Here is a 15,355-nt window from a genome sequence, read left to right on the forward strand (position 1 = left end):
CCTTTTTTTTGCGCTGTGATAATTGTGGTTTTGATTGTGTCGGGTGGGCGCGGCTGCTCAGCATTGAATGCCAAATGTTTTGCTCAGCTTGGCGGCCCCTTTTGGGGTCAAGGTGAGCGCCCTTGAGTCGAGGTGACGGCTCATCCAGCCTTGTTTAAGCATCAAGTTAAGTAATGCTGCTCCCAATGCACCGCCGATGTGTGGAGATCGCTCACTCCAATCCATGCAGGGGTAGGCCAGACGCCTGCGTTGGCTTAATGCGCTGTCTACATCAAGCCCCAGTCGGGCAAGGCTGTCTGCTCCTTGTTCGCTCAGGCAGTAATCCTTGTCTTGTAGATAAATCCAGCCCTCATTCAGCAGTGCATCGTGCAACCCGACCGCAATCTCGCCTGCGCAATGGTCATAACAGGTTCTCGCATGCCTCAAGGCTGAAGGCGTGCTGGGTTTGAACCTCATTGCCTGGTGGTCCGTTATCGACAATAACGACTCCAACGCTTTGGCCACCTGGGCATTGCTTAGCCGGTAATAACGATAGCGACCTTGAACATGCATCTCTACCAAGCCCTGCTCGCGAAGTCGCGCAAAGTGAGCGCTTGCTGTCGAGGCGCCAACATCGGCCAGCGCGGCCAGTTCAGTCGCCGTGCGAGCACAGCCGTCCAGTAGCGCGCAAAGCATTTTTGAGCGGGCAGGGTCAGCGATTGCACCTGCTACCGCCGCCAGAGAAAGATCTGCAGATTCAGCATCCATAGTTCAGCTTTTCCCGAAGTGTCCATGTGCGAAATCATCATACTTCGGCAAAAGCATAGGAAGGAACAGGTTGATGAACGCATCGAGTTTTTTTGGCAAAAAGGTAGTGGCTGCAACTTTTTTGATGGCTGTCTTCGGCTGGGGTATTGGTTTTTATGGCCCGCCGATATTCATTTTTGCCGTGATGCAGAGGACCGGCTGGTCCTTGGCGCTGTGTTCGGCAGCTGTGACCCTGCACTTTCTGGCAGGCACCTTGGTAGTCGTGAAGCTACCTGTTCTATATAAACGTGCAGGTATTCCCTTAACGACGCTTTTCGGCGCGATGACCCTTGCTTTGGGTGTGTACGGGTGGTCGATAGCCAGCCAGCCGTATCAGTTTTTCATAGCCGCAATCCTCAGCGGGTTCGGTTGGGTCACCATGGGCGCTGCAGCGGTCAATGCAATTATTGCCCCCTGGTTCGTCAGCAAGCGCCCAGGTGCCTTGGCAATGGCCTACAACGGCGCGAGCATCGGTGGTGTCATCTTTTCATCTGTTTGGGTCTATCTAATTGGCCGGTTTGGATTTTCACAGGCCTCAATTGGCGTCGGGGTTCTGTCGGTGTTCGTTATCGCACTGCTCTGCTTTTACGTTTTCAGGGTTCGGCCTGGACAGATAGGCCAATACCCGGATGGTGAGTCTTATGCGCCAATTGAGCAGGCCCAATCGTCAAGCCCGGCAGTGATATCACTATGGAACAATAGGCAGTTCCTCACGTTAACGGTGGCAATGTCACTCGGGCTGTTCGCTCAGATTGGGCTGATCAGCCAGCTGTTCTTGCTATTGGTTGGTCACGTCGCGGAACAACAGGCGGGGTTGGCAATGGGGCTGGCAACGGTAAGCGCGATAGCGGGCAGGTTTTTGTCCAGCTGGCTGCTATCGCCAAGCGCAAGTCGCCGTAGGGTTGCTGGCATGAGCTATGGCTGCCAGTTCGCCGGATGCTTGAGCTTGATGGGCATAGGTGCTTTTCCAGAGCTGCTTTGGGTCGGCATGGTCCTTTTCGGCCTGGGCATTGGTAATGCAACGTCCTTGCCACCGCTTATTGCTCAGTCTGAGTTTGCTCGCCGGCAGATTCAACGGGTGGTGACGCTGATCGTTGCGACTGCACAAGGTTGCTACGCTTTCGCTCCGGTAGTTTTTGGCGGGGCCAGATCATTCTTTGCAGGGGGAGCGGGGGAGTTGTTCATACTGGCTATGGCTGGATGCTTTCAAGGTCTTGCAATATTCGCCCTGTTTGTCGGGAGCAAAGGTTCAGAACAATCAGGAATAATGTTCAAGTCACCAGGCAGTAATGGGGCAAACCCAAGTGCCTAGCGTGATGCGCTGCATGGCTCTGGTGTTTTCCAGGTGCAGATAATACCCGCTGGCATTAGGCTATCGCGGTGGATGGCTAAGTACATATCGAGCTCTCAGGAATATAACTTATGGAAAAGACCGCTTGCCGCTATCACCCCGACCAGCCAGCGACCTAGTTGTGTCGCTCGTGCGAGCGCAGCTATGGCGATTTTTGTATTCCGTTGAATATGGATGCGCCGGATGACGCGCCACGTTGTCCCATGTGCAGCAGCCAGCTGGAGTTTCTGGGGGCTGCCAATACTGCGCAGCCGTTTTGGCAGCGTTTGCCAGCATTTTTCCTCTACGCCTTGCAGCCCGGGCCGCTGGCATTTGCCGCGCTGTTGGCTGTTGCCAGCATCTTTATGCCGCGTTCGATTATCTTGTGGGTGATTCTGTTCAGTATCGCCACCAAGTATTTTCACAGCGTCATTGAGGCCAACAGCCTTGCGGTAAAGGCTGCGCCAAGTTTGACCAGTGCTTTTACTGGCGAGGGCTTCAGCCTGTTTTTCAAGCAGCTGGCGGTATTCCTCATCGCTTTTGCGATCCTTTGGCTCGCGGCGGACTTCAACAGCGAAGCGCTTTATTGGTGTGTGAACATCGGCCTGTTGCTGGTTATGCCCGCGAGCATCATACGTTTGGCGCTGGATAAGGACCTCTCTTCGGCATTGAGTCCGGAGCAGGTCGGGCAGGTCATCACCGCCATGGGCTGGCGCTATCTGATTCTTTGCGCATTCCTGTTCATCCTCTGGCAGTCACCGGGCTGGGTCGCTTATATGCTGGCACATGGCTTGCCCCGAGTGATCTTGCTGCCGGTCATGGCCTTTGCCTTCGCCTATTTCGGCGTGGTGATGTGCGCGATGATGGGCTACGTCGTGTTCCAGTACCAAGGTGCATTGGGCTACGTGATCGTCGATGAAGATAGCCAGGCAGGGTTTGCGGCAGATGAATACCAGCGGCGCAAGGCGCTGGCTGAAACCGAGATCCGCTTGAAGGAAGGGCAGAGTGATAATGCTCTTGAAACGCTGACCGCGGCACTTGAGAAGCATCCTGACGATCTCAAGCTCAATGAGCGATTTCACCAACTGCTTTTCAATCTCAATTCAGGCGAGCGCTGCTTGCGCCATCTTCAGCATTATATGCCGCTGGCTGCGCGGCTTAACCCGGCACTGGGAGCGACGGCCTTGCTTAATGCCCGTCGGTTCAAGGCCGATTACCTGCCTGATGATCCTCTGGTCTGTGAGCGTATTGCCGAGGCCCTGGCTATGCGCCACAAGAATCGTGAGGCCTTGAGCCTGCTACGTAACCTGCATCAACGGGCACCTGATTACCCACAAATTCCGCGGGCTTATCTGCTGGCGGCACGCATTTTTGCCGAAGGGCTTGGGCAGGTTGAGCAAGCGCAAAAATTGCTGCAGTTCGTTCGCCTGCGCTATCCACAGTCGCCCTTGCTCGGCGAGGTGGCCAACCTGGAGGCGACCCTGGCCAAATTATCCGGCATGCCGGGTTGATCCGATTATATCGTGCAATATGCCCGGTAGAATTTGATCGAACATGCGCATTGCACGAAAGCTGAAAATTGGTTTGATTGTTAAGTATATGATTTAAAAGGGTTTTTATCTGTTTAAAAAGTTGGCACAGGGCCTGCAATAGTACTGGTGAGACTGCAGCTAGGATCTGGCATGCAGAATAATCAAAATGTACAGGAGCGATACCCATGAAAACGCCAATTAATAAGTTCGCCTTTGCCGCTATCACCGCGACCGCCCTGAGCTTGCCGCTGGCGGGTACCGCATTTGCCGATACCTCAAGCGCCATGCAGCCAACCATGCTGGCCGCCAACGACACCATGGACCAAGCCGGTGAAGTTGTAACCGATACCTGGATCACCAGCAAAGTTAAGTCGACCTTCCTGGCTGACGATAGCCTCAGCGCCCTGGATATCAAGGTCGAGACCAACAAAGGTGTTGTGTCGTTGTCCGGCGTCGTGGCCAGCGATGCAGAGCGTGATCTGGCAGTGGCCAAAACCAAGGAAATCAACGGTGTTAAAGACGTTTCGGCTGATGGCCTGAAAACAGCTGACTAATTCAGCTTGCCAGGTTGCCAAGTGCAATTGTCTTCAACGCTAGTTAATGTTCGCAATTTAGAGACCTCTGGAGCTGCAGGGAGTGCAGTCGCTTTTTCAGCGGTCTCGAACAGGAGCACACCATGAATTCTGATGTAATCAAAGGTAAGTGGAAGCAGCTCAATGGCCGCATCAAAGAGCGTTGGGGCAACCTGACAGATGATGATCTTGATGTAGCTGAAGGTCACAGCGAATACCTCGCAGGGAAGCTGCAAGAGCGTTATGGCTGGACCAAGGAAAAAGCTCAGCAAGAATTGCGTGACTTCAGCGACAAGCTGTAAGTCAGGCTAGCGACAAAGGCCCAGGGTTGAATGCCCTGGGCCTTTGTCGTTTCAGCTCGGCTGGTTATTCAGATGCTGGCGATAGATATGCACTTGCATTGTTTGTTCGGCATCGGGGTAGACACGATTAAGAAACTGCGAGACTTCGGCCAGTGCCTTGAGGTCCTGGTGGCGACCCAGTTGTTTTGCCAGTTGCAGGGTCATCGCCGGCAGCATGGGTGGGCGTTGCTTGGCTTGGCTAAGCAGGCGCCAGGGGCCAAGAGCACAAGGGCCTTGATCCACACAAAGAAGCCGCTGCAATAGATGCAGTTGCACGCTTGGATGCCTGAGCAAGCGCTGTTGCGTGCCACTGCTATCAGCCACCATCCGCTTGAAGAGTGCCAGGCTCTGCGCTGAGTCAGGCAGTTTGAAAGCCTGCTTCAGTACGGCGCTGAGTAAGGTTTTATCCTGGCGGGTGAGAGCCAGTGCGTACAGCTTTTCCAGCAATTGGGGGCGGTTAGGATACTGCTCGACAAGTGTCAGGCCCCGGGTGCTGGCGCGTTCCAGTTCAAAGTCGGCAATGAGCTTGTCGAGGCTGCCCAGCTCACGTTTGAACTGTGCGTCTGGATCGGTTTTATTCAGGTAGTCTTGATCAACCCTGAGTTTACCGCCCAGCTGGCTCAGGTAGATGGCCAGAAAGCCCGCGCCCAGCCCGCCCAGGTGTGCATAGTAGTTGGTGTTGTCGTTGGCCATGAGCAAGCCATAGAGTTCCTTGCCCATCCACACCGGTAGAATCCACAGTGCCGGCGCTCGGAAATAGCCAAACAATGGCCCCAGCCAGTAGAAAAAGTTGATCCTGCGCAGGCCGTAGATTGCCAGGTACATGCCCATCAAGCCTGAAATCGCTCCGGAGGCGCCAACACCGGTGACCCACGCCGGGTCCATGATCCACCAGAGCAGGTGGGAGGCGACGCCGCAAGTCAGGTAAAGGCCAAGATAGAGCCAGCGACCAAGGGCGATCTCCAGGGCAAAGCCGAAGATAAACAGAAACAGCATATTACCCGCGAGGTGAGAAAAACTGCCGTGCAGGAACATGGCGCCGAACAGGCCTTCAAGGCTAAAGCGCGCTGGAATAAAGCCGAAACGCATGCTGCTGATTTGGTCGCGCAGTTGCTCGACCTTGCTGCGTTGAGCTTGCCAGTTGCTGTCGGCCAGATAGTCAGGGTTGTGGTGAATAGCGTTCTCAAACTGAAGGTCGTAGAGCACCATGCGCGCCATCTGGCTGCGGCGTACGCGTTCGAGTTGTGTGGTTTCGCTGGCGCTCAGTTCATGCCGGGCACTGAAAGATTCAACAAAAAGTGGACGCTCACGGCTCAGCAAGCCTGCTTGCAGGTAGCTGTCGACCGCCTTGGCTTCGCGAGCGCTGTCGCCCCCTTGGTAGCCGAAGTAAATCAGCACATTAAGGGCGATAAGCAGCAAGGTCATGACCGGAGGTTTTTTCCAGTCCAGCGGGTGCTCAGCGGGGAGTATTAGCATCAGCAATCGATCCGTGATGGCATTTTGGCTTGGAGCCTACCACCAGCTGTTTATGCTGTCAGTTACCGCGTTTACTGGTGATGCGTTTTAAGCGGTTGCCCTCAAAACGAATAAAATGATACATGCCGCTGCGCGGCCCGTAGGCCCACTCCTCAATGGCCACCTCATTGGTATAGCCGAATGAGTCGACGATTTGTTTATAGCCGAGAAAGTCGCGGCTGACAGGTTCGCCGCACTTGGCGGAGACTTCGCTGGTCGTGTCGTCAGTGGTGACCAGAGCGCTGCCGCAACGCAGGCTGTCGGCCAAGACCAGGTTGCTGCAACTGAGTAACACCGAGGCTGCCAGAAATCGCTTCACATATATTCCTTGTCCAGAAATTGGGCGCAGTTCTATTGGCGCTTGCGCTCAATACGCAGCAGGCGGCTGCCCTCGAATGTGAGGATGCTGTTTACGCCGTTGTTGGGGCCATAGACCCATTCCTCGATTTTCATCTCGCGGCGCTCATAAGGGCCCAGGGTGTAGCCGACTACATCGCGAAAGGCCGGGGCTCCGCATTTGCTCTCGACCTCGAATGCGCGGTCCCCGGTGCTGATCAATTGGCTGCCGCAACGCATGGTGTCGTCGGCATGGACGACACCCGCGCTGAGCGCAAGCGCCAGCAGAATCAGGCTTTGCATCAACTTTCCAGTCATTCGCTACCCAGTTGCAGTGGTGTGGCTACACGGCCGTCTGCTTCGGCACTGCCCAAGCTAACGTCCAGCAGATAGATACGCTCATCACTCAAGCCATTCTGGGCCAGGTAATCCTTGATGCTAGCCGCGCGCTCTTGCGCCAGTTTGCGCAGCAACAATTCGCTGGTGCTCCATTGCGCGAGAACTGCGTCGCTGAGCATCTTGGTGCGCTGTTCGTCATCCAGTTCAGCCCACTGCGCGGGGGGCTGCTTTTTCAGGCGAGCCCGGTAAATGCCTTCGAGCATGGGGCCTTTGATGTCATCTGGCACCTCAAGCTCGTCGGGATCGGCAGGCACGGTATCACCGCGGCGCTGGAGCATTTTGTAGTAAGTCGATTGATATTCTCTTTGCAGTCGCTGTTCGGCCAGCAGAGGGCCGTCAGCGGTTTGCGCGCTCATGCCTTCCACTTCCAGGCGCAAGGCAGGGCGTTCGCCGAGGGCCTTGATCAGGGTGTCGAGTGAGCTTTTCGCGGACTTGTCGAGCTCGCTGCTGCCAGCGTCGAACTGCACATTGCTCAGGTCGACGTCACTGCCGCCGGCAACCAGGCCGCCAATGAACTTGAAGGGCGCAGTTGCCGCGCGAACCACCAGGTTGCGCAGGGTCTGCCAGACGATGGGCATCACACTGAACTGCGGGTTATTGAGATCGCCCTGAACCGGTAGTGCCAGGGATATCTTGCCATCGCTGTCTTTGAGCAGCGCCACCGCCAGTTTGATCGGCAGGTCCACGGCGCTTGGGCTGTCTACTTTTTCACCCAGTTGCAGTTGCTCTACGACCACGCTGTTTTCGGCATTGAGCTTGCCGTTATTGATCTTGTAATGCAGGTCCAGGTTGAGTCGGCCTTTGCGAATGCGATAACCGGCAAACTTGCCGGAGTAGGGCGTAAGCGTGGTGAGCTCGACGCGCTTGAACTGGGTCGCGATATCGAGGCTGGCCAGCGGATCAAAAGGATTCAGGCTGCCTTTGATGCTAACGGGGGCGTATTTGTCGACTTTACCGGCAATATTGATTTTTGCAGGTTTGGGCGCCCGGCTATCGATGGTGCCAATCTGGCCGTTGAGTTGCTGGATAGCTGTGGCGAAGTTGGGTGTCAGGCTAAAGTCGGCAAAGTTGGCCGAGCCATCGGCAATATTGATTGCGCCAATATGGATACCCAGCGGTTTGCCTGCCGGTTCGGCTTTGGCATTGGGATCAGCAGGCTGCGGGATCACCAGTTCACCGACGTTGGTGGTCAGGTCCTCGTTGATCAAAAAGCGCGCATAAGGGTTGTCCAGGCTGACTTTGTCGATGCTCAGGCTGTCGCCGTGCTGATAATTAACACCGGTAAGATCAAGGGTTTTCCAGCGCACAAAGTCGCGCTGCTTGATGGTGTCGAGGGTGTGCAGCTGGGTCACTTGGGCGTTACCGGTAACGCTCAGTTGCAATGGGTCGGTGCTGGTCAGCGCAACATTCAACTGGCTGCCAAGCATGCCGCTGCGCAGTTCCAGGCGCACAAATGGGTCCATGTAGGCTTGCGCAACGCGCAGGTCGATATTGTTGGTGGTGACGTTCAGGTAGGCGGTGGTTGGCGTCAGCTGAACCTTACCTTCTGCCTGGAGCTTGCCTTGCTTGCCTATGCCGGTGTCGAGCTTGATATCGAACGGCGTGGTGCCCTGGCTGTTGAAGTTCTTGATGTCCAGATTGAGCGGGCCAAGTTCGAGGGCCAGGTCTTTTTCAGGCACTTTGTCGGCCAGATGCACCTGATAGTCGCGTAACTGCACATCCTTGAGCAGCACGATCCAGGGCTTGCCTGCTTCGGGCTGGGTGTCAGCCTTTGCTGCGGGCTTGGTTTGCGGGGTGGAAGCAAGCTGTTCACCTTGGCTGGCTTTGTCTGTGGTGGCAGGCGTGTTGGCGGATTTCGCTGCATCCTTGTCTGCCGGGGCGGGTTCGCTGCTTGGCGCAACTTCGGCCACGGACTGTGCGGTTTCTGCCTTGCTCGCCGCCGTGTCAGTTGGTTCGGCGGTTGGCGCAGCTGCTGGTTTTTCCGGGGTTTTCTTCAGCGCAGGCTGGCTGGCAAAGAGTTTTTGCCAATCGAGCTCGCCATCGGCTTCGCGGCTGGCCCAGGTTTCAAGTTTCTGGCTACGAATCTTGCCGACTACAACTTCCTGCTTTGCCAGGTCGAGGGTTGTATCGCTGACTTCAAGGTTTTCAAGGTTGACCAGTGGACGGCCGTCTGGCGCCTTGATGGCGAAGGGTGAGACTTTCAGCTTGATCTTGTCCAGGCGCAGCTCCGTACTTTTGGACAGGTCGAGGCTGTAGTCGCTCGACAGGCTGAGCACGCCTTTTTCAAGATCAAGCGGCACGGCATCGCGCACATAGGGCCAGAAGCCTTGCATCTGAGCGTCGGTGACCTTGATGCTGCCGGTTGATGTGATCGGCACCAGGCTGACTTTTCCGGTCCAGTCGATACGCCCGCCGTGCGGGCCCGTGGCCGCGAGGGTCATCGCGGCGTTGTCATCGGGCAGGGTGCTGAGGTTGTTCAGCTCAAGGTTTAGCGCATCGTATACGAAATTGATCGGCTCGCTGGGGCGCAGATCCTGGAAGTGCAGGTAGCCGTCAACCAGCTTGATCCTGTCGATACGCACTGGAAAGGGTTCGCTGGGCGGCTCTTGAACTTCAGGCTGTGGGCTTTCCGGCAGCTTGAACAATTGGGTCAGGTTCAGCCCGCCTTGCTTGTCGAAAAGAATTTCGCTGTGGGCTTTGTCCAGTTCAATGTCAGCCAGGTGCAGGGCTTTGGTCCAGGCACTGTCGGTCTCGACATTGGCATACAGGCGCTCGAAGGCAATGTGCTTGGTTTCTCCGGCGCCAATGCTCATGCCCCAGAGCTTCAGTTCCAGACTGAAGGGGTTGAACTGCATGCGTTCGAGCTTGGCCGGTTGGGTGGCGTACTGTGCCAGCTGTTGATTGATCACGCGCAGGCCGACGCCCGGAATGATCAAAAAACCCAGCAAGGCATACAGGCCGATGCCAAAGATAAGGGTGCCAGCGGTGTATTTCAGTCCTTTGTACATAGCTAAGCGTCATCTGTCCCGTCAAGAAATGCTTATGAGTATGGCACGCCTGAATGGGTTCAATGAAATCGGTGCGTCTTTTCGCCCGCACCGGCCGATGGCTTAAAACTGCAGGATCAGGGTTTTCAGGGGCGGCTGGCCGTCAGTCGATGGAAAGTCCGCTGCAGGGCTGATTACTTGGCAGTCACGCACGGGGCGCCCCAGTTTGTTTGCGCAACGCAGCACTTGCTCGCGCCAGTCGCTAATCGCCACCTTGGCCAGATTGTTACAGCAGATCAGAACGCCATTGTCGGCAGTGGCCAGGATCGCAGGCTTGAGCAGGCTTTGGTAATCGCGCAGCAGGTCGACCGTGCCGAACGCACTTTTGGCCCACGCGGGAGGATCAAGCAAGACCAGGTCGAATTGTTGTGGGGCGAGTCGCGGATAACTTGGCAGTTTTTGTCCACGGCGCTGGGCAATAGGCAAGCCTGCGAGCTGGCGGATAGCCGGGAAATAATCCGATTGAATAAACTGCATGGGCAGCAACTGCGGGTTGAGCGCACCATTTTCACGGCCAACGGCCAGGTTGCCTTCGGCGAAGTCCAGGTTGGTAACGCTTTTAGCCCCGCCAGCGGCTGCAGCCAAGCCAACGCCACAGGTGTAGGCGAAGAGGTTGAGCACGCTTTTACTTGCGCTGTGTTGCTTGACCCAGCCGCGCGTGTTGCGCAGGTCGAGAAACAGCAGCGGGTCCTGCCCGGCGTGGCGTCCGCGCACCCGGTAGTTAAGCCCCCATTCGTGACCGATCAGATCTTCGAGTGCTGCGTCTTGGGCCTTATATACCGGGTCCTGGCGGTCGATCCGCGAATTACCCTTCGAGCGGTCGTTGTAGACCAGCAGTAGCGGCTGGGGCGAGAAAATCATTGCACGTATCCGCGAGCTGCAGGAGTTCTTCTATCGCCAGACTCTGATGAAAGCTCTGAACCAACAGTTGCGGGCCGTAGCGGTCTATTGTCAAGCCACCGGCGCCTTCCTGGCTGCCGTGGAACAGGCGATAACAGTCGGTGCCCTGGCTGTGCAGCTGTTCGATCAAGGGTTGGCGGGTTGCCAGTGCGGCGCGCAGCGCCAATGTGAGAGCGGACATGCGCGACGACTCAAGAAGGGAAGTAGGCTAGTTTATCAATAAAAATGCCGGTGCTGAGCAACAGCACCGGCATTTAGGCGAAGGGTGTTACTTAATCGCGTTCAATGGCAAGGGCAACACCCTGGCCGCCACCAATGCAGAGGGTGGCCAGGCCTTTTTTGGCATCACGCTTGATCATTTCGTGCAGCAAGGTCACCAACACCCGGCAGCCGGATGCACCAATCGGATGGCCGAGGGCAATGGCGCCACCGTTAACGTTGATCTTCTGCACATCCCAGCCCAACTCCTTGTTAACCGAGAGGGCTTGCGCGGCAAAGGCCTCGTTGGCTTCGACAAGGTCGAGGTCTTCAATTGCCCAGTTGGCTTTCTCCAGGCAGCGACGGGTGGCCGAAACCGGGCCTATGCCCATGATCGCCGGGTCTACACCCGCATTGGCATAGCTGGCGATACGTGCCAGCACAGGCAAGCCCAGTGCCTTGGCTTTGTCCGCACTCATCAACAGGACCGCTGCCGCGCCATCGTTGAGGCTCGAGGCATTGCCTGCTGTTACCGTGCCGTCCTTTTTGAACGCGGGCTTGAGTTTGCCCAGTGACTCGGCAGTCACTCCGTCACGCGGGCCTTCATCCTTGGCGAAGGCAATTGGATCGCCCTTGCGCTGGGGAATCATGATCGGAGTGATTTCAGCCTCAAAGCGTCCGGCTTCAGCGGCCGCCACTGCTTTTTTTTGCGACGCGGCAGCGAACGCATCTTGCTGCTCGCGGCTGATGTCATATTTCTCGACCAGGTTTTCGGCGGTGATACCCATGTGGTAGTCGTTGAACGCATCCCAAAGACCGTCGGTAATAATGCTGTCGATAATTTTTGGGTGGCCCGTGGGCAAGCCAGTGCGAGCGCCCGGCATGACGTACGGCGCCAGGCTCATGTTTTCCATGCCGCCGGCAATGATCACCTCGGCATCACCGCAGCGAATCGCCTGGGCACCCAGATGCAGGGCCTTGAGGCCAGAGCCGCAGACCTTGTTCAGGGTCAGCGCCGGTACTGCATTTGGCAGCCCGGCAAGGATCGCGGCCTGGCGGGCGGGGTTTTGCCCCGAGGCTGCGGTCAGCACTTGGCCGAGGATGACTTCATCGACTTCTGCGGCGGGCAGTCCGGTTTGCTCGATCAGGCGAAGGATCACTGCTGCGCCCAGTTCTGGCGCTGGAATGCCCGACAGCGCACCTTGAAAACTACCAATGGCTGTACGTGTGGCGGCGACAATTACGACGTCTTGCATGGTTCTGTCCTCATTTCCAAAGGGTGAACAAGGCGAGGCTTGTTCACCGTAATTTCGGATTTACGCATGTGCCGTAGTGGGCGCTGGTGCGTGGATGGGCCCTATGTTGGCACATCGCCTGGAAGTGCGACCAGCCTTGAGCTTAGTTGGCAATGCCCAGGCGGCGGCGCGCGCGATGTATCGAACCGTTGCGTACAGCCCAGCGCAGCAGAGGCGCAAGGCGGTGGATGCCCAGACGAATCAGGCGGCTTCGTCGCTTGCTGACTGACTGCCCCAGCATGTCCTGGGCCCAGCCCGGCAGCAGGTCAATGCCGCCTTGCATAAAGAGCTTTGCGGCAAGTCCCGCGAGCACGCTTGGCGCGGGGGCATTGAGCAGGATTCGCAGAATTTCCAGTGAGCGCTCATCGCACAGTAACTGCGGTCGTATGTCTTCGAGGTACTGGGTAATTGCTGCACGTGAACGCGGAACCTCGGTTGCGCCCAGCCGTTCGGCAATCAGTGCCACTTCGGCGTAGTAGCGATCTTGGTCCGCGCCGGATAAATACGGGTTGCGGTAGCGCAGGTGCGACTGCAGAAAACTGTGCACTTCGGCCACGTGAACCCAGGTCAGAAGCTGCGGGTCGCTGGCCGCGTAAGGGCGTCCGTCAGGGGCAACACCTGTGACGTGCAAGTGAATGGTCTTGACCTTTTCGATCAGCCAGTCGGCATCGGCCTTGGCGCCGAAGGTGGTGCCGGATATGAACTGGCCGGTACGTCGCAAGCGGCCAAGCAAGTCTTCACGAAAGTTCGAATGATCCCACACCCCAGCCAGGGCCAATGGATGCAGCGCCTGCAATAACAGGGCACTGATACCGCCGACCAGCATGCTGGTGAAGTCGCCATGCACCTGCCAGCTGATCGATTCGGGGCCAAATAGGCCGGGGTCGCCCTTGGGATTCTCAAAGTCGATTTGCCCCAGCGCTATGCCGCTGAGCCCTAGAACCTGAGTTTCGATTTTTCGGCGAATATATTCCATGGCGCAAGTGTGCGGTTTATCCGCCAGGGCTACAAGATAGACGGCAATATGGCGCTTGGCCCCCTTAAAACCTGGCTATGGGTTTCAACGGGGCGCGCGCCTGACCTTTAGCGATTGAGGCGCTTGTCGATTAGATCGTCGACTACCGATGGGTCCGCCAGGGTTGAGGTGTCGCCCAATGTGTCGAGCTCGTTGCAGGCAATTTTGCGCAGGATGCGGCGCATGATTTTGCCTGAACGGGTTTTCGGCAAGCCGGGCGCCCACTGCATTAACTCCGGCTTGGCAAAACTACCAATTTCCTTGCTGACCAGCGCCAGTAGTTCCTGTTGCAGGGCGTCGCTGACTTCCACCCCATTCATTGGCGTGACGAAGGCATAGATGCCCTGGCCCTTGAGGTCATGCGGGTAGCCGACAACTGCGGCTTCTGCGAGCGCGTCATGCAGCACCAGCGCGCTTTCGACTTCTGCGGTACCAATGCGGTGGCCGGAGACATTGATGACGTCATCGACCCGTCCGGTGATCCAGTAGTAACCATCTTCATCACGGCGTGCACCGTCGCCGCTGAAGTAATAGCCGGGGTAGGCCGAGAAATAGGTATCAATCATGCGCTGGTGGTCGCCGTAGATACTGCGGATCTGGCTTGGCCAACTGGCTTTTATCGCCAGGACACCCGAGCCGGCGCCGTCGATTTCCTTGCCCTGCTCATCAAGCAGCACCGGTTGCACGCCAAAGAATGGGCGAGTGGCTGAACCGGGCTTCAGGTCAGTGGCACCTGGCAGTGGGGTTATCATGATGGCGCCTGTCTCGGTCTGCCACCAGGTGTCCACTACCGGGCAGCGCCTGTCCCCGACCACATTGAAATACCACTCCCAGGCTTCCGGGTTGATCGGCTCGCCGACGCTGCCCAGCAACCTTAGGCTGCTGCGCGAAGTGCTTTTGACCAAGTCGTTACCTTCACGCATTAGCGCGCGCAGGGCCGTTGGTGCGGTGTAGAAAATATTGACCTGATGCTTGTCGATCACCTGCCAGAAACGCGAGGCATCGGGGTAATTGGGCACGCCTTCGAATATCAGGCTGGTTGCGGCATTGGCCAGTGGGCCATACACGATATAACTGTGGCCCGTGACCCAGCCGACATCGGCTGTGCACCAGTAAACATCGTCCGGATGGTAGTCGAACACATATTTGTGGGTCATTGCGGCCTGTAGAAAGTAGCCGCCGGTGGTGTGCAATACGCCTTTGGGCTTGCCCGTACTGCCGGAGGTGTAGAGGATGAATAACGGATCCTCGGCATCCATCGGCTCTGGCGGGCAGTCGGCGCTCGCGTCGTGCATGGCTTCGTGATACCAGATGTCACGACCTTTAACCCATTGCACGTCCCCTTCGGTGCGCTGGGCAACGATCACGGTGGAGACGTTCGGGCAGCTTTGCAGTGCTTTGTCGACATTGGCCTTGAGCGGCACGTATTTTCCGCCGCGTACCCCTTCATCGGCGGTGATCACGGTGCGGCAGTCTGCGTCGAGAATCCGGTCACGCAGGGCATCGGGGCTGAAACCACCGAACACCACCGAGTGCACGGCGCCAATGCGTGTGCAGGCCAGCATGGCGTAGGCGGCTTCCGGGATCATTGGCATATAGATACAGACCCGATCACCTTTTTCCACGCCACGGCTTTTCAGCACGTTGGCCAGGCGGCATACGTTGTGGTGCAGCTTGGAGTAGGTGATGTTGGCCGACTCTGCCGGGTTGTCACCCTCCCAGATCAGCGCAATTTGCTCGCCATGCTCGGCAAGGTGACGATCAATACAGTTGAAGCTGACGTTGAGCTTGCCGCCCTTGAACCAGCTCGCATGGCCCTTGCGCATGTCGACCTTGCGCACGCTTTGCCAGGGCTCGAACCAGACGAGGAATGCCTTGGCCTGTTCGGCCCAGAAGGTTTCAGGCTGCTCGATCGATTGCTGGTACAGGCGCAAGTAGTCGTCGTTATTGATGTGCGCGAGCTGGCGAACATCATCGGCAACCGGGTGGCGAGTGACTTCAAACATGGCGGGCTCCTTATTTTTTTATCCGCGATTGTTTTAGGTTAGCACCCCATGAGCAGTGATTGTCGATAGGTATGGCGCTCAAG

General features: G+C 57.0%; 12 protein-coding genes and 1 pseudogene. 4 read left to right on the forward strand and 9 right to left on the reverse strand.

Annotated features, from left to right (window positions below; genetic code table 11):
• Nucleotides 1-57: 57 nt before the first annotated feature.
• Nucleotides 58-747: an ArsR/SmtB family transcription factor gene (locus PSES9_RS0113020; protein WP_010487560.1), complete on the reverse strand. Its 690-nt coding sequence runs from the start codon at nt 745-747 to the stop codon at nt 58-60.
• A gap of 73 nt (nt 748-820) precedes the next feature.
• Here PSES9_RS0113020 and PSES9_RS0113025 point away from each other — a divergent pair, with 73 nt between their 5' ends.
• From PSES9_RS0113025 to PSES9_RS0113040, 4 genes are all read left to right on the forward strand, one after another.
• The gene (locus PSES9_RS0113025; protein WP_010487562.1) at nt 821-2,098 is read left to right on the forward strand and encodes an MFS transporter; all 1,278 of its coding nucleotides are present in this window, start codon (nt 821-823) and stop codon (nt 2,096-2,098) included.
• A 242-nt stretch (nt 2,099-2,340) separates the two neighbouring features.
• On the forward strand, nt 2,341-3,627 hold the full coding sequence (locus PSES9_RS23530) for a tetratricopeptide repeat protein (protein ID WP_238530389.1): 1,287 nt from the start codon (nt 2,341-2,343) through the stop codon (nt 3,625-3,627).
• A gap of 206 nt (nt 3,628-3,833) precedes the next feature.
• Nucleotides 3,834-4,202: a BON domain-containing protein gene (locus PSES9_RS0113035; protein ID WP_010487566.1), complete on the forward strand. Its 369-nt coding sequence runs from the start codon at nt 3,834-3,836 to the stop codon at nt 4,200-4,202.
• Between the two features lie 122 nt (nt 4,203-4,324).
• The gene (locus tag PSES9_RS0113040; protein WP_010487568.1) at nt 4,325-4,522 is read left to right on the forward strand and encodes a CsbD family protein; all 198 of its coding nucleotides are present in this window, start codon (nt 4,325-4,327) and stop codon (nt 4,520-4,522) included.
• 51 nt (nt 4,523-4,573) lie between these two features.
• Here the strand turns inward: PSES9_RS0113040 and PSES9_RS0113045 are convergent, their stop codons facing one another.
• From PSES9_RS0113045 to acs, 8 genes and pseudogenes are all read right to left on the reverse strand, one after another.
• Entirely contained in the window at nt 4,574-6,037 is a 1,464-nt protein-coding gene (locus PSES9_RS0113045) for a rhomboid family intramembrane serine protease (RefSeq protein ID WP_036988207.1), read from the reverse strand.
• A gap of 58 nt (nt 6,038-6,095) precedes the next feature.
• Nucleotides 6,096-6,395: a DUF2845 domain-containing protein gene (locus PSES9_RS0113050; protein ID WP_010487572.1), complete on the reverse strand. Its 300-nt coding sequence runs from the start codon at nt 6,393-6,395 to the stop codon at nt 6,096-6,098.
• Nucleotides 6,396-6,427: 32 nt separating this feature from the next.
• Nucleotides 6,428-6,715, reverse strand: a complete 288-nt coding sequence (locus tag PSES9_RS0113055; RefSeq protein WP_010487574.1) for a DUF2845 domain-containing protein — start codon at nt 6,713-6,715, stop codon at nt 6,428-6,430.
• An 11-nt stretch (nt 6,716-6,726) separates the two neighbouring features.
• On the reverse strand, nt 6,727-9,819 hold the full coding sequence (locus PSES9_RS0113060) for a DUF748 domain-containing protein (RefSeq protein ID WP_010487576.1): 3,093 nt from the start codon (nt 9,817-9,819) through the stop codon (nt 6,727-6,729).
• Between the two features lie 102 nt (nt 9,820-9,921).
• Nucleotides 9,922-10,939, reverse strand: a pseudogene (locus PSES9_RS23535) (class I SAM-dependent rRNA methyltransferase).
• A 91-nt stretch (nt 10,940-11,030) separates the two neighbouring features.
• A complete protein-coding gene (locus tag PSES9_RS0113070) occupies nt 11,031-12,212 on the reverse strand; it encodes an acetyl-CoA C-acetyltransferase (protein ID WP_010487580.1) in 1,182 nt (393 codons plus the stop codon).
• Between the two features lie 142 nt (nt 12,213-12,354).
• Nucleotides 12,355-13,227 (reverse strand): oxygenase MpaB family protein, encoded by an 873-nt coding sequence (locus tag PSES9_RS0113075; RefSeq protein ID WP_010487582.1) that lies wholly within the window; start codon nt 13,225-13,227, stop codon nt 12,355-12,357.
• A gap of 107 nt (nt 13,228-13,334) precedes the next feature.
• Complete coding sequence (gene acs, locus PSES9_RS0113080) at nt 13,335-15,272, reverse strand: acetate--CoA ligase (protein ID WP_010487584.1); 1,938 nt, start codon at nt 15,270-15,272, stop codon at nt 13,335-13,337.
• Nucleotides 15,273-15,355 lie beyond the last annotated feature (83 nt).

Origin of the sequence: Pseudomonas sp. S9, assembly GCF_000222125.1 — a bacterium.
Classification (GTDB): domain Bacteria; phylum Pseudomonadota; class Gammaproteobacteria; order Pseudomonadales; family Pseudomonadaceae; genus Aquipseudomonas; species Aquipseudomonas segetis.

What these genes read in the sequence shown, in the direction of transcription:
- PSES9_RS0113020 (WP_010487560.1), bottom strand. Translation starts at nt 747, where the DNA reads ATGGATGCTGAATCTGCAGATCTTTCTCTGGCGGCGGTAGCAGGTGCA.
- PSES9_RS0113025 (WP_010487562.1), top strand. Translation starts at nt 821, where the DNA reads ATGAACGCATCGAGTTTTTTTGGCAAAAAGGTAGTGGCTGCAACTTTT.
- PSES9_RS23530 (WP_238530389.1), top strand. Translation starts at nt 2,341, where the DNA reads ATGTGCAGCAGCCAGCTGGAGTTTCTGGGGGCTGCCAATACTGCGCAG.
- PSES9_RS0113035 (WP_010487566.1), top strand. Translation starts at nt 3,834, where the DNA reads ATGAAAACGCCAATTAATAAGTTCGCCTTTGCCGCTATCACCGCGACC.
- PSES9_RS0113040 (WP_010487568.1), top strand. Translation starts at nt 4,325, where the DNA reads ATGAATTCTGATGTAATCAAAGGTAAGTGGAAGCAGCTCAATGGCCGC.
- PSES9_RS0113045 (WP_036988207.1), bottom strand. Translation starts at nt 6,037, where the DNA reads ATGCTAATACTCCCCGCTGAGCACCCGCTGGACTGGAAAAAACCTCCG.
- PSES9_RS0113055 (WP_010487574.1), bottom strand. Translation starts at nt 6,715, where the DNA reads ATGCAAAGCCTGATTCTGCTGGCGCTTGCGCTCAGCGCGGGTGTCGTC.
- PSES9_RS0113060 (WP_010487576.1), bottom strand. Translation starts at nt 9,819, where the DNA reads ATGTACAAAGGACTGAAATACACCGCTGGCACCCTTATCTTTGGCATC.
- PSES9_RS0113070 (WP_010487580.1), bottom strand. Translation starts at nt 12,212, where the DNA reads ATGCAAGACGTCGTAATTGTCGCCGCCACACGTACAGCCATTGGTAGT.
- PSES9_RS0113075 (WP_010487582.1), bottom strand. Translation starts at nt 13,227, where the DNA reads ATGGAATATATTCGCCGAAAAATCGAAACTCAGGTTCTAGGGCTCAGC.
- acs (WP_010487584.1), bottom strand. Translation starts at nt 15,272, where the DNA reads ATGTTTGAAGTCACTCGCCACCCGGTTGCCGATGATGTTCGCCAGCTC.